Origin of the sequence: Actinophytocola sp. (assembly GCF_045807065.1) — a bacterium.
In the GTDB taxonomy this organism is placed as follows: Bacteria; Actinomycetota; Actinomycetes; order Mycobacteriales; family Pseudonocardiaceae; genus Actinophytocola.
On sequence record NZ_JBJMIE010000178.1, the window covers coordinates 15,242 to 36,720 of the forward strand.

At 71.0% G+C, this 21,479-nt stretch carries 24 protein-coding genes; 11 read left to right on the plus strand and 13 right to left on the minus strand.

The features are described from left to right. The first annotated feature begins 59 nt into the window (after nucleotides 1-59). From ACJ73U_RS10205 to ACJ73U_RS10220, 4 genes are read left to right on the plus strand one after another with little or no spacing between them, the layout of a single operon-like run. Nucleotides 60-902, plus strand: a complete 843-nt coding sequence (locus ACJ73U_RS10205; RefSeq protein WP_407777310.1) for an aminoglycoside phosphotransferase family protein — start codon at nucleotides 60-62, stop codon at nucleotides 900-902. Nucleotides 903-921: 19 nt separating this feature from the next. Next, complete coding sequence (locus tag ACJ73U_RS10210) at nucleotides 922-2,667, plus strand: serine/threonine-protein kinase (RefSeq protein WP_407777311.1); 1,746 nt, start codon at nucleotides 922-924, stop codon at nucleotides 2,665-2,667. Between the two features lie 29 nt (nucleotides 2,668-2,696). Then, on the plus strand, nucleotides 2,697-3,953 hold the full coding sequence (locus tag ACJ73U_RS10215; RefSeq protein WP_407777312.1) for a magnesium transporter MgtE N-terminal domain-containing protein: 1,257 nt from the start codon (nucleotides 2,697-2,699) through the stop codon (nucleotides 3,951-3,953). After that, nucleotides 3,946-4,497, plus strand: a complete 552-nt coding sequence (locus ACJ73U_RS10220) for a DUF1003 domain-containing protein (protein WP_407777313.1) — start codon at nucleotides 3,946-3,948, stop codon at nucleotides 4,495-4,497. Before ACJ73U_RS10215 ends, ACJ73U_RS10220 begins: the two co-directional genes overlap by 8 nt. A gap of 83 nt (nucleotides 4,498-4,580) precedes the next feature. Here the strand turns inward: ACJ73U_RS10220 and ACJ73U_RS10225 are convergent, their stop codons facing one another. Next, entirely contained in the window at nucleotides 4,581-4,943 is a 363-nt protein-coding gene (locus ACJ73U_RS10225) for a MarR family winged helix-turn-helix transcriptional regulator (protein WP_407777314.1), read from the minus strand. A 128-nt stretch (nucleotides 4,944-5,071) separates the two neighbouring features. Between ACJ73U_RS10225 and ACJ73U_RS10230 the strand changes: the two genes are divergently transcribed. Then, entirely contained in the window at nucleotides 5,072-6,199 is a 1,128-nt protein-coding gene (locus tag ACJ73U_RS10230; protein WP_407777315.1) for an Mrp/NBP35 family ATP-binding protein, read from the plus strand. Between the two features lie 45 nt (nucleotides 6,200-6,244). On the opposite strand, the gene tatB is transcribed toward ACJ73U_RS10230, so the two are convergent. The 4 genes from tatB to sigE form a co-directional block, all read right to left on the minus strand. Continuing rightward, nucleotides 6,245-6,643, minus strand: coding sequence for a Sec-independent protein translocase protein TatB (gene tatB, locus ACJ73U_RS10235; protein WP_407777316.1), 399 nt, complete (start codon nucleotides 6,641-6,643; stop codon nucleotides 6,245-6,247). A gap of 54 nt (nucleotides 6,644-6,697) precedes the next feature. After that, nucleotides 6,698-8,236 carry a trypsin-like peptidase domain-containing protein gene (locus ACJ73U_RS10240; RefSeq protein ID WP_407777317.1) on the minus strand — a complete coding sequence of 513 codons (1,539 nt, stop codon included), beginning with the start codon at nucleotides 8,234-8,236 and terminating at the stop codon, nucleotides 6,698-6,700. A gap of 88 nt (nucleotides 8,237-8,324) precedes the next feature. Beyond that, nucleotides 8,325-8,918, minus strand: coding sequence for a zf-HC2 domain-containing protein (locus ACJ73U_RS10245; protein WP_407777318.1), 594 nt, complete (start codon nucleotides 8,916-8,918; stop codon nucleotides 8,325-8,327). Next, entirely contained in the window at nucleotides 8,915-9,568 is a 654-nt protein-coding gene (gene sigE / locus ACJ73U_RS10250; RefSeq protein WP_407777319.1) for an RNA polymerase sigma factor SigE, read from the minus strand. The genes ACJ73U_RS10245 and sigE overlap by 4 nt, the downstream gene beginning before the upstream one ends. Before the next feature lie 153 nt (nucleotides 9,569-9,721). On the opposite strand from sigE, the gene ACJ73U_RS10255 reads away from it, so the two are divergent. Continuing rightward, nucleotides 9,722-10,372 (plus strand): O-methyltransferase, encoded by a 651-nt coding sequence (locus ACJ73U_RS10255; RefSeq protein WP_407777320.1) that lies wholly within the window; start codon nucleotides 9,722-9,724, stop codon nucleotides 10,370-10,372. A gap of 611 nt (nucleotides 10,373-10,983) precedes the next feature. On the opposite strand, the gene ACJ73U_RS10260 is transcribed toward ACJ73U_RS10255, so the two are convergent. Then, complete coding sequence (locus ACJ73U_RS10260) at nucleotides 10,984-11,235, minus strand: hypothetical protein (protein ID WP_407777321.1); 252 nt, start codon at nucleotides 11,233-11,235, stop codon at nucleotides 10,984-10,986. A 40-nt stretch (nucleotides 11,236-11,275) separates the two neighbouring features. After that, complete coding sequence (gene glgC, locus ACJ73U_RS10265) at nucleotides 11,276-12,496, minus strand: glucose-1-phosphate adenylyltransferase (RefSeq protein ID WP_407777322.1); 1,221 nt, start codon at nucleotides 12,494-12,496, stop codon at nucleotides 11,276-11,278. 48 nt (nucleotides 12,497-12,544) lie between these two features. On the opposite strand from glgC, the gene glgA reads away from it, so the two are divergent. The 3 genes from glgA to ACJ73U_RS10280 all read left to right on the plus strand — a co-directional run bounded on the left by glgA (nucleotide 12,545) and on the right by ACJ73U_RS10280 (nucleotide 14,751). Next, a complete protein-coding gene (gene glgA / locus ACJ73U_RS10270) occupies nucleotides 12,545-13,705 on the plus strand; it encodes a glycogen synthase (protein WP_407777323.1) in 1,161 nt (386 codons plus the stop codon). Between the two features lie 6 nt (nucleotides 13,706-13,711). After that, complete coding sequence (locus ACJ73U_RS10275; RefSeq protein WP_407777324.1) at nucleotides 13,712-14,245, plus strand: GNAT family N-acetyltransferase; 534 nt, start codon at nucleotides 13,712-13,714, stop codon at nucleotides 14,243-14,245. 62 nt (nucleotides 14,246-14,307) lie between these two features. Then, nucleotides 14,308-14,751 carry a GtrA family protein gene (locus ACJ73U_RS10280; protein WP_407777325.1) on the plus strand — a complete coding sequence of 148 codons (444 nt, stop codon included), beginning with the start codon at nucleotides 14,308-14,310 and terminating at the stop codon, nucleotides 14,749-14,751. Here the strand turns inward: ACJ73U_RS10280 and ACJ73U_RS10285 are convergent. Both ACJ73U_RS10285 and ACJ73U_RS10290 read right to left on the minus strand, forming a co-directional pair. Then, nucleotides 14,740-16,242, minus strand: a complete 1,503-nt coding sequence (locus ACJ73U_RS10285) for a leucyl aminopeptidase family protein (protein WP_407777326.1) — start codon at nucleotides 16,240-16,242, stop codon at nucleotides 14,740-14,742. The genes ACJ73U_RS10280 and ACJ73U_RS10285 overlap by 12 nt on opposite strands. Nucleotides 16,243-16,285: 43 nt before the next feature. Continuing rightward, nucleotides 16,286-16,453, minus strand: coding sequence for a DUF3117 domain-containing protein (locus ACJ73U_RS10290; protein ID WP_075136168.1), 168 nt, complete (start codon nucleotides 16,451-16,453; stop codon nucleotides 16,286-16,288). A gap of 160 nt (nucleotides 16,454-16,613) precedes the next feature. Between ACJ73U_RS10290 and ACJ73U_RS10295 the strand changes: the two genes are divergently transcribed. Together ACJ73U_RS10295 and ACJ73U_RS10300 are read left to right on the plus strand one after the other, a co-directional pair. Further along, nucleotides 16,614-17,402: a PaaX family transcriptional regulator C-terminal domain-containing protein gene (locus tag ACJ73U_RS10295; RefSeq protein WP_407777327.1), complete on the plus strand. Its 789-nt coding sequence runs from the start codon at nucleotides 16,614-16,616 to the stop codon at nucleotides 17,400-17,402. Nucleotides 17,403-17,412: 10 nt separating this feature from the next. Further along, nucleotides 17,413-18,198 carry an enoyl-CoA hydratase-related protein gene (locus tag ACJ73U_RS10300; protein WP_407777328.1) on the plus strand — a complete coding sequence of 262 codons (786 nt, stop codon included), beginning with the start codon at nucleotides 17,413-17,415 and terminating at the stop codon, nucleotides 18,196-18,198. Between the two features lie 622 nt (nucleotides 18,199-18,820). Here the strand turns inward: ACJ73U_RS10300 and ACJ73U_RS10305 are convergent. From ACJ73U_RS10305 to ACJ73U_RS10320, 4 genes are read right to left on the minus strand one after another with little or no spacing between them, the layout of a single operon-like run. Further along, on the minus strand, nucleotides 18,821-19,039 hold the full coding sequence (locus tag ACJ73U_RS10305) for an exodeoxyribonuclease VII small subunit (protein ID WP_407777329.1): 219 nt from the start codon (nucleotides 19,037-19,039) through the stop codon (nucleotides 18,821-18,823). Then, on the minus strand, nucleotides 19,036-19,473 hold the full coding sequence (locus ACJ73U_RS10310; protein WP_407777330.1) for a sugar ABC transporter substrate-binding protein: 438 nt from the start codon (nucleotides 19,471-19,473) through the stop codon (nucleotides 19,036-19,038). Before ACJ73U_RS10310 ends, ACJ73U_RS10305 begins: the two co-directional genes overlap by 4 nt. Beyond that, the gene (xseA, locus tag ACJ73U_RS10315) at nucleotides 19,454-20,719 is read right to left on the minus strand and encodes an exodeoxyribonuclease VII large subunit (RefSeq protein WP_407777331.1); all 1,266 of its coding nucleotides are present in this window, start codon (nucleotides 20,717-20,719) and stop codon (nucleotides 19,454-19,456) included. The genes ACJ73U_RS10310 and xseA overlap by 20 nt, the downstream gene beginning before the upstream one ends. Beyond that, nucleotides 20,716-21,423: a lipid droplet-associated protein gene (locus ACJ73U_RS10320; protein WP_407777332.1), complete on the minus strand. Its 708-nt coding sequence runs from the start codon at nucleotides 21,421-21,423 to the stop codon at nucleotides 20,716-20,718. The genes xseA and ACJ73U_RS10320 overlap by 4 nt, the downstream gene beginning before the upstream one ends. Between the last annotated feature and the right edge of the window lie 56 nt (nucleotides 21,424-21,479).

Below are 21,479 nucleotides of genomic sequence, written 5' to 3' on the forward strand. Positions count from 1 at the left end.
ACCATAGGGGCTCCGAAACTGGTTCGCCGCACACGTGTCGGCTACGCCACCCTTGGGGGGTGACCTTGACCGTGCCAGAGAGCTTCGCCGAGGGCTTCGGGGACCAGCGTTGGCTCGCCAGGCTCCCCGCGCTCGCCGAGTCCGTGCTCGGGCAGTGGGACCTGACCGTCGAGGGCGAGCCCATGCACGGCGCCTGCGCACTCGTCCTGCCGGTCCGCCGCCCCTCCGGCGAGCCGGCGGTGGTGAAGATCAGCTGGCCGCACGAGGAGGCCGAGCACGAGGCGCTCGCACTGTCCGTCTGGGACGGCACGGGCGCGGTACGCCTGCTGGCCCACGATCCCGCCGCGTGGGCCCTGCTGCTGGAACGGCTCGACCCGGACGTCACGCTGGAGAGCGAGCCGCTGCCCGAGGCGCTCGCGGTCGTCGCCGGCCTGATCCGCCGGCTCGCCAGACCGGCACCGCCGGGGATCAGGCACCTGCGGGACGTGGCCGCGCGCTGGGTCCACGAGCTGCCGGCCCGGAACACCGGGGTCGTGCCGGACGAGTTGGTCGCCCAGGCCGTCGCCTACTGCCGCGAGCTGGGGCCGCGCGCGGGCGACCACCTGGTCAACGAGGACCTGCACTTCCAGAACGTGCTGCGTGGCGAGCGCGAGCCGTGGCTGGTGATCGACCCGAAACCCATCGCGGGCGACCGCGAGTTCGGCCCGATCCCGTTGCTGTGGAACCGCTTCGGCGGGACCTCGATCCCCGGCAGGCTGGCCGCGGTCGTGGACATGACCGGGATGGACCACGACCTGGCCAGGAGGTGGACGTTCGTCCGCGCGATCGGCAACTGGCTCCACAGCGGTCCAGGCCACTGGATGGGTGACAGATGTTCCCGAATTGCCACAGCGCTGGCCTGATCCCGGTTACCGTCTGACCGTGTCCGATTGGGTGGTGCCGGGTTACACGCAGCTGACCGTGCTCGGCGCGGGCGGGTTCGGCCGCGTGGTGCTGGCGCGGCACGACGCCTCCAGCCGGGTCGTGGCGATCAAGTACCTGCACTCGACCGACGAGCCGTCGCGTGCCCAGTTCCGGCACGAGGCCGCGATCCTGCGCCGCGTGGTGAGCCCGCACGTGGCGCGGCTGTACGAGTTCGTGGAGACGGCGGGCGGCGCGGCGATCGTGATGGAGGCCGTGCCGGGGGTGTCGCTCAAGGAGATCCTCGACCGGCACGGCGCGCTCCCACCCGAGGCCGCGCTCGCGATCCTCAGGGGCTCGCTGCTCGGGCTCGCCGCCGCGCACGCCGTGGGCACCGTGCACCGCGACTACAAGCCGGGCAACGTGCTGGTGCAGCCCAACCAGCAGAGCAAGCTGGTGGACTTCGGCATCGCGCTGCTGTCCGGCCACAGTGGACACTCCGGCGGCACGCCCGCGTACATGGCGCCCGAGCAGTGGCAGGGCGCACCGGCCACACCCGCCACGGACGTCTACGCGGCCACCTGCGTGTTCTTCTTCTGCGTCACCGGTTCCCGGCCGTTCCGGCAGCACACCGACACCGAGAGCCTGCGACAGGCGCACCGGTCCGCGCCGCCACCGGTCGAGCAGGTGCCCGAGCCGGTGCGGGCACTGGTGGCGCGGGGGATGGCGAAGGACGTCTCGGCACGGCCGCCGAGCGCGGCGGCGTTCGTCCGCGAGCTGGAGGCCGCCGCGGTCGCCGGGTACGGCAGGGACTGGGAGACCAGGGGCTGGCAACGGCTCGCCGGCTACGCGGGTGCGCTGCTGGCGGTGTCGCCGATGGCCTGGCTCGTGTCGTCGACCGGCGTGCTCACCTCGGCCGGCGCCACCGCCACCGCGACAGGGGCGGCCGGCGCCGCGGGTACCGCGGCCGCCGCGAAGTCCGCGATCGCCGCCGCGGCGGCCAAGATCGCGGCGGTGGTCGTCGGGGCCGCGGTGGTCGTGAGCGCGACCGTGATCATCGTGAACACCACCGGCGACGACCCGCCGGGTGTCACCCAGGAGGCGCTGTCGGTGAGCACGGTGACCGAGCGGGCCGACTACCAGGTGAACGTGGACGTGTCCGCGCAGGTCGTGCGGGTGTCCGGGGTCGGCGGCGCGGACGCGCTGAACGCGGCGCTGCGTGCCCCGGTCGACACGCGGGTCCGCCAGCTGCGGGCCAACCTCGACGACGTCCGCTCCGGCATGCGCGACTCCGGCGACGAGCGCTGGGACGACCCGGCGACGATCACGATCACGGCCACGGTGCTGCTCCAGAACGCCGACTACCTGTCCGTCCGCTACGACAACGAGCCGGACACGAGCCTGATCTCCAACAGCTCGTGGCAGAGCTACGACACCGTGACCGTGGACCTGCGGACCGGCAAGGCGTTGACGATCGACCAGATCTACCGGCCCGGCGCGGCCGGCCCGCTCGCCGGCGTCCTCGTCGCCACCGGCGAGATGTGCGAGTCGGCCGACCTGAACCCCACCCGCGACCTCACGCTCACCGAGGACAACCTCGGCGACCAGGTGAAGGTGGCGTTCACCCGCGACCACGCGTCGTTCACCGTGGAGCTGCCGGCCCTCGACCGGCCCAACGCGTGCGGCATCCCCACGGTCGACATCCCGTACGGCCAGCTGGCCGACGTGCTCGACCCGACACTGGTGCGGGGGCTCACCGCCGGGTGAGCGTCGGCCCGGACGGCTAGCCTTGCCGGGTGAGCAGGGTCTTCGTCGCGCAGCTGGTCGGCCTTCCGGTGTTCGGGCCGGACGGCGAGTCCATCGGCAAGATCCGGGACGTCGTGGCCGCGCTGCGCACCGACCGCACGCCGCCACGCGTGCTCGGTGCGGTGGTGGAGCTGGCCACGCGCCGCCGAATCTTCGTGCCGATGCTGCGCGTCACCGCCATCGACGCAAACGCGGTCACCCTGTCCACGGGCTCGGTGAACCTGCGCCGGTTCAACCAGCGGCCCAACGAGGTGCTGGTCGTCGGCCAGCTGCTGGACGCGCGCGCGGTGATCGTCGAGACGGGGCGGCAGGCCGTGATCGTCGACGCGGCGATCGAGCCGACCAGGACCCGCGACTGGGTGCTGAGCCGGGTCGCCATCCGCGAGCGGACGGGCAGGCTCACCCGGCGCGGGCCGATCCAGGTGCGGCGCTGGGAGGAGATCGAGTCGCCGGGCGTCACGGACCTGGCGTCCGCGCCGCAGGAGACGACGCACCTGTTGAGCGTGTTCGAGGGCATGCGGGCCGCGGACGTGGCCACCGCGCTGCGGGACCTGCCGGCGAAGCGCCGCTACGAGGTGGCCGACGGCCTCGACGACGAACGCCTGGCGGACGTCTTCGAGGAGCTGTCGGAGCACGACCAGCAGGAGCTGCTGGCGCACCTCGACGAGGAGCGGGCGGCGGACATCCTGGAGGCGATGGACCCCGACGACGCCGCGGACCTGCTCGGCGAGCTGTCCGAGCTGGACCGGAGCCGGCTGCTGTCGCTGATGGAGCGGCAGGAGTCCGACCCGGTGCGCAGGCTCCTGGCGTACTCGTCGGACACGGCGGGCGGGTTGATGACGCCGGAGCCGATCGTGCTGCTGCCGGACGCCCCGATCGCCGAGGCGCTGGCCATGGTCCGCAACCCGGACATCACGCCCGCGCTGGCCAGCATGGTGTTCGTGTGCCGCCCGCCGTCCGCGACGCCGACCGGCCGGTACCTGGGCTGTGTCCACCTGCAACGCCTGCTGCGGGAGCCACCGGGTGAGCTGGTCGCCAGCGCCCTGGACATGGAGTTGGCGCGCCTCACCCCGGCGGCGACACTGAACGAGGTGACGCGGTACTTCGCCGCCTACGACCTGGTGTGCGCCCCGGTGGTGGACGACGCGGATCACCTGCTGGGCGCGGTCACCGTCGACGACGTGCTGGACCACCTGCTGCCCACCGGGTGGCGGGAGTCCGGCAGCGAGGAGCCAGCGGATGCCTGAACTGCTTTCCCGCCGCCGTCTCGACCAGCCCCGACGCCAGGGGCGCTTCCGGGTGTCCATCGACCCCGAGGCGTTCGGGCGGCTGTCCGAACGCCTGGCCAGGTTCCTGGGCACGGGCAAGTTCCTGTTCTGGCAGACGCTGCTCGTGGTCGTGTGGATCACGCTGAACCTGGCGGCGGCGTCGCTGCGCTGGGACCCGTACCCGTTCATCCTGCTGAACCTGGCGTTCTCGACGCAGGCGGCGTACGCGGCGCCGCTGATCCTGCTGGCCCAGAACCGCCAGGACAACCGCGACCGCGTGTCGCTGGAGGAGGACCGGGCCCGCGCGGCCCGCACCAAGGAGGACACGGAGTTCCTGGCCCGCGAGCTGGCAGCCCTGCGGCTCGCGGTCGGCGAGGTCGCGACCCGGGACTACCTGCGCAGCGAGCTGGACCGCCTCCGCACCGACCTCCTCGACGTCCGCAAGCCCCGCAAGTCCCGCCCGGCAGCGGAATCGGTCCGCGACGACCACCGCTGGGCGGACGCCACGAGTGCCGGCGAGTAGCGCCTGTCCTGCGGATCTCCGTCCGGCAGGGGTGCTCGGACGCCGGTGTTCCGTAGACGCTGCTCGCGCACCCCGGTGCGGGTTCAGTCGGCCAGGCGGGAGCTGAGCTCGCCGAAGGCGGCCAGTTCGTCGGGGTCCATGGCTTCGACGAAGTGGCGGACGACACCCGCGAGGTGGGTCCCGGCCGCGGAGCGGAGCGTGTCGATGCCCTTGGTGGTGATCACCGCCACCACGCCGCGCCCGTCGCCGTCGAAGCGTTCCCTGGTGACCATGCCGGCGACCTCCAGCCGGTCCACCAGCCGCGTGACACCCGACCGGGACAGGAGCACGGCATCGGCCAGCTCGGCCATCCGCAGCCGCCGCCCCGGGGCCTCGGCCAGCTGAACGAGCACGTCGTAGGCACCCAGGGTGATGGGGTGCTCGGCGACCAGCTCGGTTTCCAGCACTCGTGTCAGCCGTGCGTGCGCACGGAGGAACGATCGCCAAGCGTCGAGTTCGGTCGCGGTAGGCAATCGTGTTACCCCGTGTTCAGGCACGAAGAGGATGTTACGGAACTGGCCCGTAGCATGTAGGGGTGACCACTCCAGATGTCGAGGCTGTGCGTGCGGCGCTGGCCACCGTGCAAGATCCGGAAATCCACCGGCCGATCACCGACCTGGGCATGGTCAAGAACGTGTCCATCGGCGACAGCGGCACGGTGCACGTCGAGATCTACCTGACCGTGTCCGGCTGCCCGCTACGCGACAAGATCAACCGTGACGTGACCTCGGCCGTCTCCGCGGTCGACGGCGTCCGGCACGTGACCATCGAGATGGACGTCATGTCCGACCAGCAGCGCACCGAGCTGCGGCAGAAGCTGCGCGGCACCTCCGAGGAGCCGCGGATCCCGTTCGCCGAGCCCGGCTCGATGACACGGGTCTACTGCGTCGCGTCCGGCAAGGGCGGGGTCGGCAAGTCGAGCCTCACGGTCAACCTCGCGGTGGCGATGGCCGCCCGCGGGCTGTCGGTGGGCGTGGTCGACGCGGACATCTACGGGCACTCGGTGCCGCGCATGCTCGGCGCCGACGGCCGGCCGACCCGCGTGGAGAAGATGATCCTGCCGCCGGTGGCCAACGGTGTGAAGGTCATCTCCATCGCCATGTTCACGCCGGGCAACACGCCGGTCGTGTGGCGGGGCCCCATGCTGCACCGGGCACTCCAGCAGTTCCTGGCGGACGTCTTCTGGGGCGACCTGGACGTGCTGCTGCTGGACCTGCCCCCGGGCACCGGCGACATCGCGATCTCGGTGGCCCAGCTGCTGCCGAACGCCGAGCTGCTGGTCGTGACGACCCCGCAGCAGGCGGCGGCCGAGGTGGCCGAGCGGGCCGGGGCCATCGCCATGCAGACCCGGCAGCGGATCGCCGGCGTCATCGAGAACATGTCGTGGCTGGAACTGCCCGACGGCACCCGGATGGAGCCGTTCGGCTCGGGCGGTGGCGAGACCGTGGCCGCCTCCCTGACGAAGACCATCGGCGCGGACGTGCCCCTGCTCGGCAAGATCCCCCTGGACCCGCGGATGGTCGAGGCCGGCGACAAGGGCGAGCCGATCGTCACGTCCGTCCCGGACTCCGCGGCGGCCCAGGAGCTGACCCGCATCGCGACCAAGCTGTCGGTTCGCGCGCGTGGCCTGGCGGGCCGCATGCTCTCCGTCTCCCCGGCCTGAGTAACCGCGGGGCCCTCTTCGGCGAGGGGGGCCCGCGGAACACAGTCAGGTCGCGTCGGGGTCGAACTTCGCCTCGCCGGTCGCCGGCGGTTTCGGGTCTTCCTTGACCGGGGTCGGCGCCGGGGTGGCGGGCGGCGGGGTGTGGCCGTTCGGCTTGGTGCCGCCGTTCGACACGTCGACGTCGTCGAACAGGTGCCTCGCCACCGCGCGCCGGGGGTCGAAGTTACGCAGCTGCTGGAGGTCCTGCAGTGGCTTGCGCAGCTCCTCGAAGTCGTCGCCCATCTCGTTGCGGAGCTGTTCACGGGCGCCGGTCGCGTACTCGCGGACCTTCCGCACGTTGCGCCCCAGCCACGCCGCCGCGGACGGCAGGCGGTCCGGGCCGAGGATGAACAGGCCCGCCACGACGAGAATGAGGATCTCGGACCAGCCGATGCTGTCGAACACTGTGGCCGCCCTCCCGCGACGAAACCCCCGCCCTCTGGTATTCAGAGTAGCCGGTCAGTCGGATTGCAACGTCACCTGAACGGTGAGCTCGCGCCCGTCACGGGCCAGCACCACCGGCACGGTGTCGCCGATCTTGTAGTGCCGAACCGTCACGATCAGTTCGGCCGCGTTCGCGATGACCCGGTCGCCGACCTTGCGGATCACGTCGTTCTGCTTGATGCCCGCCTTCTCGGCGGCGCCGCCTCCGCGGACGTTCTGGACCCGGGCGCCCTCGGCCGTCTCCGCGGACACCGACGACGCGTTCACGCCCAGGTCGGCGTGGTTGACTCGGCCCGTCTTGATCAGCGAGTCGACCACCGGCCGCGCGTCGTCGATCGGGATGGCGTAGCCGAGACCGATGCTGCCGCCCTCCTCGGACGTCGAGATGATCGACGAGTTGATGCCGATGAGTGCCCCGGTCGAGTCGACCAGCGCGCCGCCGGAGTTGCCGTGGTTGATCGCCGCGTCGGTCTGGATCGCGTCGTACGCCGCCGGCTGGCCGTCCTCGCCGCCGAGCACGACCGGGCGGTTCAACGCGCTGACGATGCCCGCGGTCACGGTGTCGGCCTGGTCCAGCGGGGAGCCGATCGCGAGGACCGTGTCGCCGACGGCCAGGTCGGCGGACTTGCCGAGCTGGATGACCGTGCTGACGTCGGCGTCCACCTTGACGACGGCGAGGTCCATCTTCGGGTCCGTGCCGACCAGCTTCGCGGCCACGCGCCGCCGGTCGTTGAACACGACGGTGATCTTCTGCCCCTGGGTGACGGCGCCCCCGAGGGACACCACGTGCTCGTTGGTCACGATGTAGCCGGCGCTGTCGATGACGGCGCCGGAGCCGATGCCGGTGCCCTGCTCCGTCCGCACCTCGATGGTGACGACCGCGGGCCGCACCCGCCGCGCGATGTCCGCGACCGAGCCGGCCGGGCGTTCCTTCGCCGGTTGCACCTCGGCGAGCGTCGTGTCGCTGTACAGCTCGTCGCCGCGGTTCACGAGGAAGTACGCGGCGATCCCGCCGCCCGCCCCGATGACCAGCGCGAGCACCGCGAGCATGATCAGCGCGGTCGGCTTCACCCGGCGCCCGAACAGCACCTCGGGCAGGCTCAGCAGCTTGGCGGCCGGCTTGCCCGCGGGCTTCGCGCCGTCGCCGTCCCGGTCGGGCCCGACGGCGGGTGGGCCGATCACCGCGCCGGCCGACGGGTCGCGCCAGGGGTCGTGCGCGGCGTCCGGATCCCACGGGTCGACGCCGTTGACGCCGTGCTCGTCGGCGGGCGGGCGCTGCAGCAGCTCCTGGCTGCCCTCGGGGCGACCGAACGCCGAGGCGAGCGACTCCGGTGCCGGCGGCGCGGTCTTCAGCTCACCGAGCGTCGGGTGACCGCCCGCCTGCGGGGAGAACGCACCGTCGACGCCTGATGGCCGGCCGAACACGGCCGCGGTGTGCGGGTCGACCTCCGGGCGGTGCAACGGCCGTGGCCCGAGCCGGGGCCGATCGTCAGCACCGGGAACGGCGCTGCCGTTCAGCGGCGTGCCCGGCTCGGAGTTCCACTGGTTGCTCATCGTCGCCAAGCGTGCCGGAGGGATGGTGAAGTCAGCGTTCTGTTCCCGCGGAGATGCTTCACAGCGGCCTTACACGGGTTGTGCCTGGTCAGCGGTCGGTGGACCGCAGGGTCGCGTAACCGACCTGCTGCATGCTGCCGCCGACCACCGCGGGCCGGTCACCGCTGGCCGGGGCCTTCAGCGGGGTGTCGCCACCGCCGCTGGCCGTGCCCGCGATCGCGAGCGCACCAAGCACCAGACCGGACACCACGACGCCCGCGCCCTGGACGGCCCGACGACCGGACCTACGCCCGAGGACCGCGCTGCCCTCGCCGAGCTTGGCGGATGTGCCCAACGGCGCGGTGCCCCCCAACGCCGCCACCCGGTCCGGCCGCTGCACGGCGACCAGCTGGCCGTCCTGCGTCACGGCGAGACCGTCCGGCATCTCCGGCATCTCGACCTGATCGGGTATGGCCCGCAGGCTGGCCAGCAGCCCTGCGGGCGCGGAGAACGCGTTGGCCGCATGGACGGCCGACGCGGCCTGGCGCTGTGCCGCGACGTCCGCGGCGCAGACCGCGCACCTGGCCAGATGTGAGGACGCCCGATCATGCGCCGTCGCCGACAGCTCACCGTCGACGAACGCCACGACGACGTCCGGGAGTAAGTGCTGTTCGGACAGACCCCAACCGCGCTCGTCGGTCACGACCTACCCTCCCGTACCAGTTCACGGCGCCGCTCCAGCGACGCGCGCAGTGCCTGCCGCCCCCGGTGGATCCTGCTGCGCACAGTACCCAACTTCACGCCGAGTGTGGCGCCGATCTCCTCGTAGGAGAGACCTTCGACGTCACACAGCACGACCGCGGCCCGGAACTCCGGGGGTAGCTCGTCCAGCGCGGCCTGCAGGTCAGGGTCGAGGTGGTTCGCCACGTACACCTGCTCCGGACTCGGGTCGTCGCCGGCGAGGCGGTCGGTGTCCTCCGGCAGCCCCTCCATGCGCAGCCGCGAGCGACGACGTGCCATGTCGAGGAACAGGTTGGTGGTGATGCGGTGCAGCCAGCCCTCGAAGGTGCCCGGCTTGTAGTTCGCCAGCGACCGGAACACCCGGATGAAGGTCTCCTGCGTGAGGTCCTCGGCGTCGTGCGCGTTACCCGTCAGCCGGTAGGCGAGACGGTAGACGCGGTCGGCGTGCTCACGCACGACCTCGTCCCACGACGGCGGCGTCCAGGTGGGCTCGTCGTCGAGGGTCACAGGCGCGGCGGCGGCTGTCGCTTCTGTCGTCGCTGGCATGAGGGCTTGTGCCACCTCTTCCGGGTCGGTAAACCCACTGTCGTGCTCAACGTGCACCGCGCTCATCGTGTTCCCCGTCCCCCGACCTGTGTCGTACTGTCACCCGGAATCATTTCGGGTGCTGGTGTGAAGCTAGTGAGAGTCATCTGAGAAGCGCCTGAGAATCGACCGGGGCCTTACCACCCGGTTTGGGTGCGGACAACGCTAATCTCACCTTTCGTGGCATCCGATACGCCGACGATCGACTCGGACGCGGTAAACGCGTACGTCGAGGGCTACCTCCCCGAGGAGGACACCGTGGCGGCCGCGCGCAAGCGGGCCGACCAGCTGGGCGCTGGTCCGGTCTCTCCGGGCGCGGGCGCGGCACTGCGGTTCCTGGCGACCGCGCTGCAGGCCAAGGCCGTGGTCGAGGCCGGCACCGGCGCCGGGGTGAGCGGCCTGTACCTGCTGCGCGGCATGGCCCCCGACGGCGTCCTGACCTCCATCGACGTCGACCCCGAGCCGCAGGGCGCGGCCAAACGCGCGTTCTCGGCGGCGGGCATCGCACCCGGCCGGACCCGACTCATCATGGGCCGCGCGCTGGACGTACTGCCGAGACTGACCGAAGGCGCCTACGACCTGCTGTTCGTCGACGCCGCGAAGCCCGAGTACCCCAGCTACCACGAACAGGGCGTGCGGCTCCTCCGCCCAGGCGGCGTCATCGCGTTCGCCAGCGTCCTCTGGTCCGGCCGCGTAGCGAACCCCACCCGCCGAGACACGGAAACCGTAGCCCTGAGAGACGTAGCCCGCACAGTCCGCGACGACGACCGCCTGGTCCCAGTACTACTCCCACTGGGCGACGGCCTACTGGTGGCCGCGAAGGCCCGCTGACCAGCGCCTTCACCTCGCCCCGACTCCGGCCCACGCCAGCGCGACCGCCGAGGCCCCGACCAAGCTCCAAGGCTCCAGACCAAGCCTCAGGGACTCCAGCGCAAGCCCCGGTTTCAGCGCAAGTCCCAGGGTCGCAGGCCAGGCCTGAAGGGTGCCAGCGCAAGTCCCCAGGCCGCAGGCCAGGCCTCAAGGGTCCCAGCGCAAGTCCCCGGGTTTCAGCGCAAGTCCCCCGGGTTCCAGACCGGGCGGCAAGGCTCCGGACCGAGCCCCAGCGATCCAGCCCAGGCCTCAACGCTCCGGACCAAGCTCCAAGGCTCCAGCTCAACGCCGCAAGCCCCGAGACCCCACCGCCCTAAAGCCTCACGCCCCCAAGCCACGCTGTCCCACCCGGAACGGCACAGACTCCGAATACCCAAACGCCTCACCACCGCAAACTCCGCCTCGCCCCACCTACCCGCCGCACCACACCAAAACTTTCACCGAAAACTTCCGCCCGTAAGGTAGGCACCCCCCACCCCATCCCGGGGGCGGCCCCGGTCCCATTCTATCGGTGGGCACCGACATTCAGGGGGTTGTTGATCTTGCCTGTGGATAGCTGGAGCTGTGGATAACTAGTCGTCGTTCGTCGCGACGTAGCCGCCTACGCTCACCGCTATCGACAGGCCGATGATCAACATCGCGAGTGCGGCGCCCGAGAAGTAGCCCCACATGATCACGACCAGGGCGAACGGCGCGAACACGGCCAGCCCCGTGAGGATGCCGGCCCGCCAGCGGATCCGTCGGTCCCGACGCCCGCCGTTCCCCCCGACCTGCGACATCTGCCACACGGCCCGGTACGGATCCTTCTCCGCGGGTGGCTCCATCCGCCAAGCGTAGGCGCGTCCCCGGCGAAAAGGACCGAAATCACTCGACTCGCTCGCCCTTGCCGAGCACGACGATCCCGCCCGAGCTGACCGTCCACCGCTGCCGGTCGGCGTCCAGGTCGACGCCGATCTCCGCGCCCTCCGCCACCTCCACGTTCTTGTCGAGGATCGCCCGGCGCACGACCGCGCCCTTGCCGACCCGCACGCCCGGCAGCAGCACGCTGCCCTCGACCCGCGCGCCGTCCTCGATCATCACGTCCGCGCTGATGACCGACTCGCACACGGTCGACCCCGACACGATCGTCCCCGGCCCCACCATCGACTCGACCGCGTTGCCCGAGTTGACGAACTTCGCCGGCGGCAACGGCGGCGTCGCGGTCCGGATGGGCCAGCGGTGGTTGTACAGGTTGAACACCGGGTGCACCGACACGAGATCCATGTGCGACTCGTAGTACGCGTCGAGCGTCCCCACGTCCCGCCAGTACCCGCGGTCCCGCTCGGTCGCGCCGGGCACCTCGTTGTCGTCGAAGTCGTACACCCGCGCATCGCCCCGGCCGACGAGCATCGGGATGATGTCGCCGCCCATGTCGTGCATGGACTCGGGGTTCGCGGCGTCCTCACGCAGGGCCTCGAGCAGCGTCGAGGTGCGGAACACGTAGTTGCCCATCGACGCGAACGTCACGTCCGGGTCGTCCGGGACATGCGGCGGGTTGGCCGGCTTCTCCAGGAACCGGGTGATCCTGCCGGTCGCGTCGGAGTCGATGCACCCGAACGCCCTCGCCTCGGCCCGCGGCACCCGGATCCCGGCCACCGTCACCCCGGCGTCGGAGTCCATGTGCTGGGACACCATCTGCGCCGGGTCCATCCGGTACACGTGGTCCGCGCCGAAGACCACGATGTGGTCCGGCTTCTCGTCGTACACGAGGTTCAGCGACTGGTAGATCGCGTCCGCGCTGCCCGTGTACCACCTCGGCCCGAGCCGCTGCTGCGCCGGCACCGGCGTGATGTACTGCCCGAGCACGCTGGACAGCCGCCACGTCGTGGAGATGTGCCGGTCCAGCGAGTGCGACTTGTACTGGGTGAGCACGCACAGGCGGTGGAAGCCGGCGTTCACGAGGTTCGACAGCACGAAGTCGATCAGCCGGTAGTTGCCCCCGAACGGGACGGCGGGTTTCGCGCGGTCCGCGGTCAGCGGCCACAGACGCTTCCCTTCGCCCCCGGCGAGCACGATCGCGAGCACGTGCGGCTGCTGCCACTTCACGGGGCTGACCCTAACGGCGTACAGGCTGGTACGGCTACCTTGAGGATCGTGCGTATCGGGCTGTTAACTCGTGAATGGCCGCCGGACGTGTACGGCGGCGCGGGCGTCCACGTCGAGTTTCTCGTGCCTCGGCTGCGGGAGCTGGTCGATGTGGACGTGCACTGCTTCGGCGGGCCCCGGTCGGGCGAGGGTGTCCATTCACACACTCCCGCGCCCGGCATGGAGCACGCCAACCAGGCGCTGAGCACGCTCTCGGTCGACCTGTCGATCACGGCGGCCGTCGACGGCGTCGACCTCGTGCATTCGCACACCTGGTACGCCAACCACGCGGGCCACCTGGCGAAGTTGCTGTACGGGATGCCGCACGTGGTCACCGCGCACTCGCTGGAGCCGCGCCGGCCCTGGAAGGCGGAGCAGCTCGGCGGCGGTTACCGGCTGTCGTCGTGGGTGGAGAAGACGGCGTACGAGTCCGCGGACGCGATCATCGCGGTGAGTGAGGGCATGCGGGCCGACGTGCTGGACTGTTACCCCGCGCTGGACCCCGACCGGGTGAAGGTCGTCCGCAACGGCATCGACGCGTCCGCGTACCACCCGGTGGCGGAGTCGGACGCGTTGCGCCATTACGGAGTGGATCCGGACCGCCCGATCGTGGTGTTCGTCGGGAGGATCACCCGGCAGAAGGGTGTCGGCCACCTGATCGCCGCCGCGCACCAGATCGACGAGGACGCGCAGCTCGTGCTGTGCGCCGGCGCGCCGGACACGCCGGAGATCGCCGAGGAGACGACGACGGCGGTGTCGGAGCTGGCGGCGGCCCGGCCCGGCGTGTACTGGATCCAGAAGATGCTCCAGCCGGCCGAGGTGCGGCAGTTCCTCAGCCACGCCACGGTGTTCGTCTGCCCCTCGGTGTACGAGCCGCTCGGCATCGTGAACCTGGAGGCCATGGCGTGCGGCACGGCCGTGGTCGCCTCCGATGTCGGCGGGATCCCCGAGGTCGTCGACGACGGCCGGACGGGCCTGCTGGTGCACTACGACGCGGCCAACGAGTCCATGTTCCGCGTCGGCCTCGCGGACGCCGTGAACGCCCTACTGGATGACCCCGATCGGGCGAAGGCAATGGGCCAGGCCGGCCGGGAGCGGACGGTCAACGAGTTCTCATGGGCGTCGGTGGCCGAGCAGACGGTGGCGGTCTACCGGTCGGTGCTCGGCTGAGCCGCCATGCGGGCGCAACTCGGTGCGGGTGAGGTGACGCTGCGTCGCTGGCGGGAGACGGACGCGGCGGCGCTGCACCGGGTGGTGACCGAGTCCATCGAGCACCTGCGACCGTGGATGGCGTGGGTGGCGAACGGCTACCCGCCGGAGGCCGCGGCGACGTTCCTCGCGGCGACCCGGGAGGACTGGGAGAGCGGCGCGGCGTACAACTACGCGATCTTCGTCCAGGGCCGGCTCGCCGGTGCCTCGAGCCTGATGGCCCGCGTCGGCCCGGGCGGCCTGGAGATCGGCTACTGGCTGCACCCGGCGTACGTCGGTCGTGGCACGGCGACGAGGGCGGCGTCGCTGCTGGCCACGGAGGCCTTCCGGGTCGGCGTGCGGCGGGTCGAGATCGTGACGGACGTGGCGAACTTCCGCAGCGCCGCGGTTCCGAGACGCCTGGGCTTCACCGAGGTGGAACGACGTTCGCCACAGGAGCCGCTCACCCCGGGCGAGGACGGCGTGGACATCATCTGGCGTCTCACCCCTGACCGGGGTTGATAGGGGGAGACTCAGGGATCTGCCTGAGAGCGCATTCAGGCTCGGCGCAATAGCGTCGGCGCATGGCACCTTCGCGCACCAGGCTGGCCCGCTTCACGGTGGCGTCGGCGATCGCCACCGCGTTGAGCCAGGTGGTGCTGCTGGTGCTGTACGCGTGGACCCCGTTCGACGCGACGGTCGCGAGCACGGCGGCGTTCCTGGCCGGTTCGGTGCCGCACTTCCTGATGGTCCGCCACTGGGCGTGGCCGCCGGGCAGGCTGCGCGCCCAGCTGACGACGTACCTGACGGTGACGCTGCTGGGCGGGGCGGCGTCCATCGCGCTGACGACGGCCGCCGAGTGGCTGGTCCTCCCGCTCCTCCCAGGCGGTTGGCGGCCGGTGGCGCTGACGCTGAGCTACCTGGCGGCGAGCGGGCCGGTGTTCCTGGCCAAGTTCGCCGTCTTCGACCGGGTCTTCGCCGCCCGCGCCGAACGCGGGTACGCGGCGCTGTCCCCTTTACCCGTGTGACGCGGCCAACTCGACCAGCGTCCGCGCGGCGAAACCAGTCGCACCGGCGCTGACCTCGTCGTAGTTGCGGTCCGCCCGCGCCGGACCGGCGATGTCCAGGTGCGCCCACGGCAACCCGCCGGTGAACTCACGCAGGAACATGGCCGCCGCGATGCCACCGGGCCCCGGCGGGCACTGCCGCACGTCCGCGATCTCGCTGCGTACCGTCTCCGCGAACTCGTCCGCCACCGAGCCCATGTCCGAGCCCAGCGGCATCCGCCACCACCGCTCGCCGGCGGCCTCGCCCGCGGCCAGCACGCGCGCCGCGACCGCGTCCGTCGACGCGAACAAGCCACCCGTGCGCAGGCCCAGCGAGACCTTCATCGCGCCGGTCAGCGTCGCCACGTCGACCAGCAGGTCGGGCTTCAGCCGGTCGACGGCGTAGGCCAGCGCGTCGGCCATCACCATGCGACCCTCGGCGTCGGTGTTGGTCACCTCGGTCGTGCGGCCGCCGTAGTGCCGCACGACATCGCCCGGCCGGTACGCCGACCCGGAGACGTGGTTCTCCGCGCACGACACCAGGCCGGTCACCCGCACGTCCAACCCGAGCCGTGCGATCGCCTCCACGGCGGCGATCACGGCGGCTCCGCCGGACATGTCCGTCCGCATCAGGTGCATGCCGTCCGCCGGCTTGATGGACACGCCACCTGTGTCGAACGTGATGCCCTTGCCGACGAGCACCACGTGCGGACTCTTTCTAGCAGGGCGCCACGACAGTTCCACGAACCGCGGTGGCCGCGCCGAGCCGCCGCCGACCGCGAGCACCCCGCCGAAGCCCTGCTCGGCCAGCCATTTCTCGTCCCGCACGACGACCTCGGCGACCTTGCCCGCGGTACGCGTCGCCATGGTGGCGAGCCACGCCGGGTCCTTCACGTTCGACGGCGTGTTCGCGAGGTCCCGCGCGAGGGCGGTGGCCTGCGCGAGCACCGCGGCCCGCCGCACCGGCGCCTCCAGTGCCGAGTCGGCTGTGACCAGCCGGATCGTGCGCACGGTCGGTGCGGCTGACTTCGCCGTGACCGCGTACCGGTAGCCACCGAGCCGGAGCCCGCACACCAGCTCGGCGACCTCGTCCGGCCCCACCGAGGACGGCAGCTCGAGCTGCAGCGTCCGCTCGGCGGCGCGGCCGGCGTCGGTGTCCTGCGCGATCCGCGCGTTCAGCGCCTTGGTCAGGGCGGCACCCGCGGTGCGCCACTGGCCGGGCGCACCTTCCCCGACCCCGGCGACCCAGCGCACCGGGGAGCCGACCGGCCCCGGCTGGACCTCGCCCGCCTTGCCGGTGAGCGCGACGGCGGCCATCCACTCGCCGGTCAGATCGTCGCCCAGCGCCGACAGCGAGGACGGGGTGGCGTCACCCGCCCGGTACACCACGGCGAGCGGCGTCGCCTGCCGTGGCGCGGGGATCACCTCCACCTCGGGAAGTGCCGTCGGTATCGCGGGCACCGGTGTTCGCAACGGACCTCCATACTCGACGGAACAGAACCTCCACTCTGGACCGTTAGCCAGCCGCGACCTTCAACGCGTCACCCAGGGCACTTGCCTCTTCAGCCGACATCTCGACGACGAGGCGCCCACCACCCTCGAGTGGTACGCGCATCACGATGCCCCGACCCTCCTTGGTCACCTCGAGGGGACCGTCACCGGTCCGGGGCTTCATGGCCGCCATAGCGTGCTCCCTCCGTCATAGCCTGCCACCTCGGCCGGAGGTACCCCGGCCAAAGACCCTGACATTCTCCCCTATGGCATCTCGCGGGTGAAATCGAACCGATCACCTGCGTGTCGATGACCGGCCAAGACGCACGTGCACCGCACTAGACTCGGAAATCGTGCGAGCCCGGTCCGCGCTGTTCGACGTCTACGGCAGCTACCTCAGAGCCCGAGGTGGCTCGGCGACGATCGCCGCCCTGGTCCGGCTGCTGGAGCCGCTGGGCTTCGAGGCCCCGGCCATCCGCACCGCCGTGTCCAGAATGGTGCGACAGGACTGGCTCCGGCCGGTCAGGCTGGCCGACGGGCCCGGATACGCGCTGACCAAGCGTGCCGAACGGCGGCTTGACGAGGCCGCCTCGCGGATCTACCGCACCCGACCCTCCACATGGGACGGCCACTGGCACGTGCTCGTCCTGGAGGAGTTGCCGAACCGCGGTGTCCGCGACCGCCTCGACTCTTCCCTGCGACTGATCGGCTACGGACCGTTGGGTCCCACTACCTGGGTGGCGCCGCGGCCGTCCCCGGAGCTGACGGACATCCTGGAGGACACCCCGGCCCGCGTGTTCCACGGCGAGCACGAGGGCGACGACAAGGACCTGGCCGCGCGGGCCTGGGACCTGGACACACTCGCCGCCGACTACAGCGGTTTCGTGACCGAGTGGCTACCCGTCGTGTCCGCTGTGGACGGTACCAGGCCGCCGGCGGCCTTCGCCGCGTCGCAGCGCCTGCTCCACGCGTGGCGAAAGTTCCTGTTCCGCGATCCCGGCCTGCCGTCGCTGGTCCTGCCCCCGGACTGGCCGGGCACGGCGGCGGCGGAGTTCTTCGACGAGCACACGCACCGCCTGGCCCCCGCCGCGGAGAGTTTCCTGTCCGACTGCCTGAACCGACATACCAGGTCGAGCGCCTGAGGAGGATCCGTTGACGTCCCTGCTGGTCGACGACAGTGACGGAGTGCGCACGTTCACCCTCAACCGTCCGGAAGCGTACAACTCGCTGACGGTCGAGCTGAAGGACGCCCTGCGCGATGCCCTGACCGACACCGCGGCGGATCCGGCCGTGCGTGCCGTGGTCCTGACGGGTGCGGGCAAGGCCTTCTGCGCGGGCCAGGACCTGAAGGAGCACGTGGCGGCACTGCGGTCGGACGACCCGACCCCGTTCCGCACGGTCGCCGAGCACTACAACCCGATAGTCCGGGCGATCACGTCGATGCCCAAACCGGTCATAGCCGCGGTGAACGGCATGGCGGCCGGCGCGGGCGCGTCGTTCGCCTACGCCTGTGACCTGCGGGTGATGGCCCGCTCAGCCAAGTTCCTGATGGCCTTCGCGACAATCGGCCTGACAGCGGACTCGGGCGCGTCGTGGACCCTGCCGAAGCTGATCGGCTACGGCCGAGCGATGGAACTGATGCTGCTGGCGAAGCCGGTGACGGCCGACCAGGCCCTGGCAATGGGCATGGTGACACAGGTGGTGGACGACGAGGTCGCCCTGTCAACGGCCCGGGAGCTGGCGTCCCGCATGGCCACCGGCCCCACGACCGGCTACGCCAAGATCAAGGAAGCCCTCCTGACAGCCGCCGGCACTAACCTGGAACAAGCCCTGGCGGCAGAGGACGCGGCCCAGTCCCAACTAGGCGCAACATCTGACCATCGCGAAGCAGTGGACGCCTTCGTAGCGAAACGAACCCCGAATTTCACCGGCCACTAGCCCTATCCACACGTCCAACCGCATATTCACGCGCGACGCCGTGGCCCTTGTTCCGTCCGATGAATTGACCGCGGTGCCTACTAGCGTGGACAGCCGTCGACCCGGCCCGCTCAATCCTTCACCAAGTCTCCCTAAAACACACAAGGCCACCGCCCAGGCCCGCGCCCCACCAGTCACCCAGCCCTGCCAGCAACTCCACACTATTCGGCACTGGCCGCCATACGACCAGTTACCAGCTTCAGAGCTTTGCAAGCCCGGCCAACCGCCGCAACCCGAGGGCGCCCGCCTTTTCGCCCCTTCCTTTTACGCGTTCCCGTGCACTCACCTTCCCCGTCCCTAATCACCCCACTCGCCAGGCACAAACTCAGAAACGAGCCAACGCCGAAACACCGAATTTCGCCAAATCCGCCTCGTAAGTGAGACGGCACCCCCCACCCGATCCCGGGGGCGGCCCCGATGCCAGTCTATCGGTACCCATCGACAGGGACGGCCGGAATGATCTTGGCTGTGGATAACTGCATCGCCTGTGGATAACTTGGGGAAACGCTGTGGACGCAGGAATGCTCAAGGGTGTGCCAGCGCGCGAGACCTCGTCGATGCGCTGGTGGAGGGTTCCGCTGCGTCAGTTCTCCGACTCGGCGGCGGCCAGAGCGGACTCGATGCGTTCCTTCGCGCCGGCCAGGTGGCGGTCGCAGATCTTGGCCAGCGCCTCGCCACGTTCCCACAGCGCCAGCGACTCCTCGAGCGACAGGCCACCCGCCTCGAGCTTCGCCACCACGTCCGCCAGTTCGTCACGGGCCGCCTCGTAGTCGAGGGCGGCGCCGCCGGCTAGCTCGCTCACTGGGCGTGGGTCTCCAATCGGCTGTGGGCGTTCACCAACGCGGCGGCCACGGCCTGGTCGTAGCCGACGAACGCCTCCGCGAAGTCGGCGCCGTCACGTTCGGCCACCGCCTCCTCGATGCGCTCCAGCGCACGACTCACCCGATGGCGGTGCTGCGAGCCACGGCCGAGCCACCAGCGCATGCCAGCGTAGTCGGACGTCGCCTCGGACAGCGCACGCAGCCGGATCGGCAGGTTTCGGCAGCCGGGCGCGTCGCAGCCGGCGAGCAGCGCGACCCAGCAGTCCGCCGCCGCGGCGTTGGCCTCACGCGCACGACGGGAGACGACGTCAGCGGGGACGCGTAACGCCGGCTCATGCTCCATGGCCCGCGCGACGGCGCGGGTGGCATCGATCGTCAACGGCAGGAAGGTCGGCTCACGTTCCGGTCTCGGCACCGCTACCTCCGCTCGCGTCACCCCAGGGCGACGCGATCGCGTGCACCGCGCCATCAGTGACACGGACCCGCAACCGGGTCCCGTCCGGCGCCTCTGCCGTCGAGCGGAGCACTCGTGGGCTTCCTTCCGCGTCCACCCACTGCACGACCGCGTACCCGCGGGCAAGCGTGGCGGCTGGTCCGAGCGTCGTCAAGCGGGCTCTTGTGTGGTCGAGGGCCGCCCGCTCGGCGGCGACAAGGGTGATGACGGCCCGCCTTGATCGCTCCGCAAGTATCCTGACCTGCGCATTCAGCTGTTCCAGCGGCGTGAACGGGTCCGCCAGAACCGGCCGACTCCGCAACGCATCAAGCAGACGACGCTCACGATCCACCCATCCGTGCAACGCCCGTCGCGCACGGTCACGAAGCTGGCGGATCCTGGCCGTCTCCTCCGCGATGTCCGGCACCACCCGTCTGCCGGCGTCGGTCGGGGTCGAACAACGGACGTCCGCGACGTGGTCGAGCAGCGGCGTGTCCTGTTCATGCCCGATGGCGCTCAGCACCGGCGTGCGGCAGTCCGACACCGCGCGCAGCAGTGTCTCGTCGGAGAACGGCAACAGGTCCTCGACGCTGCCGCCGCCACGCGCGATCACGATGACCTCGACGTTCTTGTCGCGGTCGAGGGCGCCGAGCGCGTCGACGATCTGCGGCACGGCCATCGCCCCCTGCACGGCGACGTTCTCCATCCGGAAGCGGACGGCCGGCCAGCGGGCCCGGGCGTTCACCACCACGTCATGCTCGGCTGCGGACGCCCGGCCGGTGATCAGGCCGACGGTGTTCGGCAGGAACGGCGGCCTCCTCTTGCGCCGCGGGTCGAACAGGCCTTCCGCGGCGAGGAGCTTGCGCAGCCGTTCGATCCGCGCGAGCAGCTCACCGATGCCCACCGCGCGGATCTCGTCGGCCCGCAGCGACAGCGTGCCGCGGTTGATGAAGAAGGCAGGACGGGCGTGCAGGATGACCCGTGTCCCGTCGGACAGGGGCGGCTGGTGCTCGCGCAACATGCCGGTAGAGCACGTGACGGTCATCGAGACGTCCGCGGCTGGATCACGCAGCGTGAGGAAGGCGGTGCCGGTACCCGGGCGGTTGGAGATCTGGGTGACCTGGCCCTCGACCCACACGTCCCCGAGGCGGTTGATCCAGTCGGCGACCTTGCGCGCGACTGTCCGCACCGGCCAGGGCTTCTCCGGACTGGTTGCTGGTTCCGTCACCGCTGGTCGCGCACCGTCGCGATGCGGCGGGTGAGCATGCCGACGTAGGACGGCCGGTTGCCGTGGGTGCGCTCGTACTCGAGCAGTTCGGCCAGCTCGTCGGCGGAGAACCGGCGCAGGCGGGCACGCAGCTGCGGCAGCGACAGCTCGTCGTACCCGGTGACTTCCTGTAGCGGCCGCTCGTCCGTCACCTCAACGCCGGCATCGGCCACATACTCGCCACCATCGGACTCAGCGCCATCAGTCTCGGTGCCCTCGGGCTCGCTGATCTCGTACACGTCGGACTCGTGCGCGCCGGTCTCCTCGGCGAGCGCCTGCTCCTCCTGCGTCCACGGATCGGGTGTGGCGAATGTCTCGCCGCTCACGCTGTGGTCACCGTTACGTCGTTCCAGCTCGTCGTCGACCCGGTCGAACGCCGAGTCGAACGGCACGGGCTTGCTGGCGTCGAAGTCGTCGTCCTGCACGTCCTCGTCGAAAGTGGCCCATTCGGGCGTCTCCTCGACGTGCCGGAAGCTGCCGAGTACCTCGTCGCCGCGGATGGCCAGCTCCGTGACCTGCTGTTGCACGCGCATGGAGACCTGCAGAGCCTGGCTCGCCACGGTGACGGGAAGCCCGGCGAGCTTGGTGGGCAGCGAGCGGGCCTGTTCCACGGCGGTGACGGCGAGGCCGGCCGCAACCCGGATCGGGAGCGGGAGTGACTTCATGCATCTAGCCTGCACCAGTCCCACCGATCTGCCTACACAGGCACCCGGTACGTACG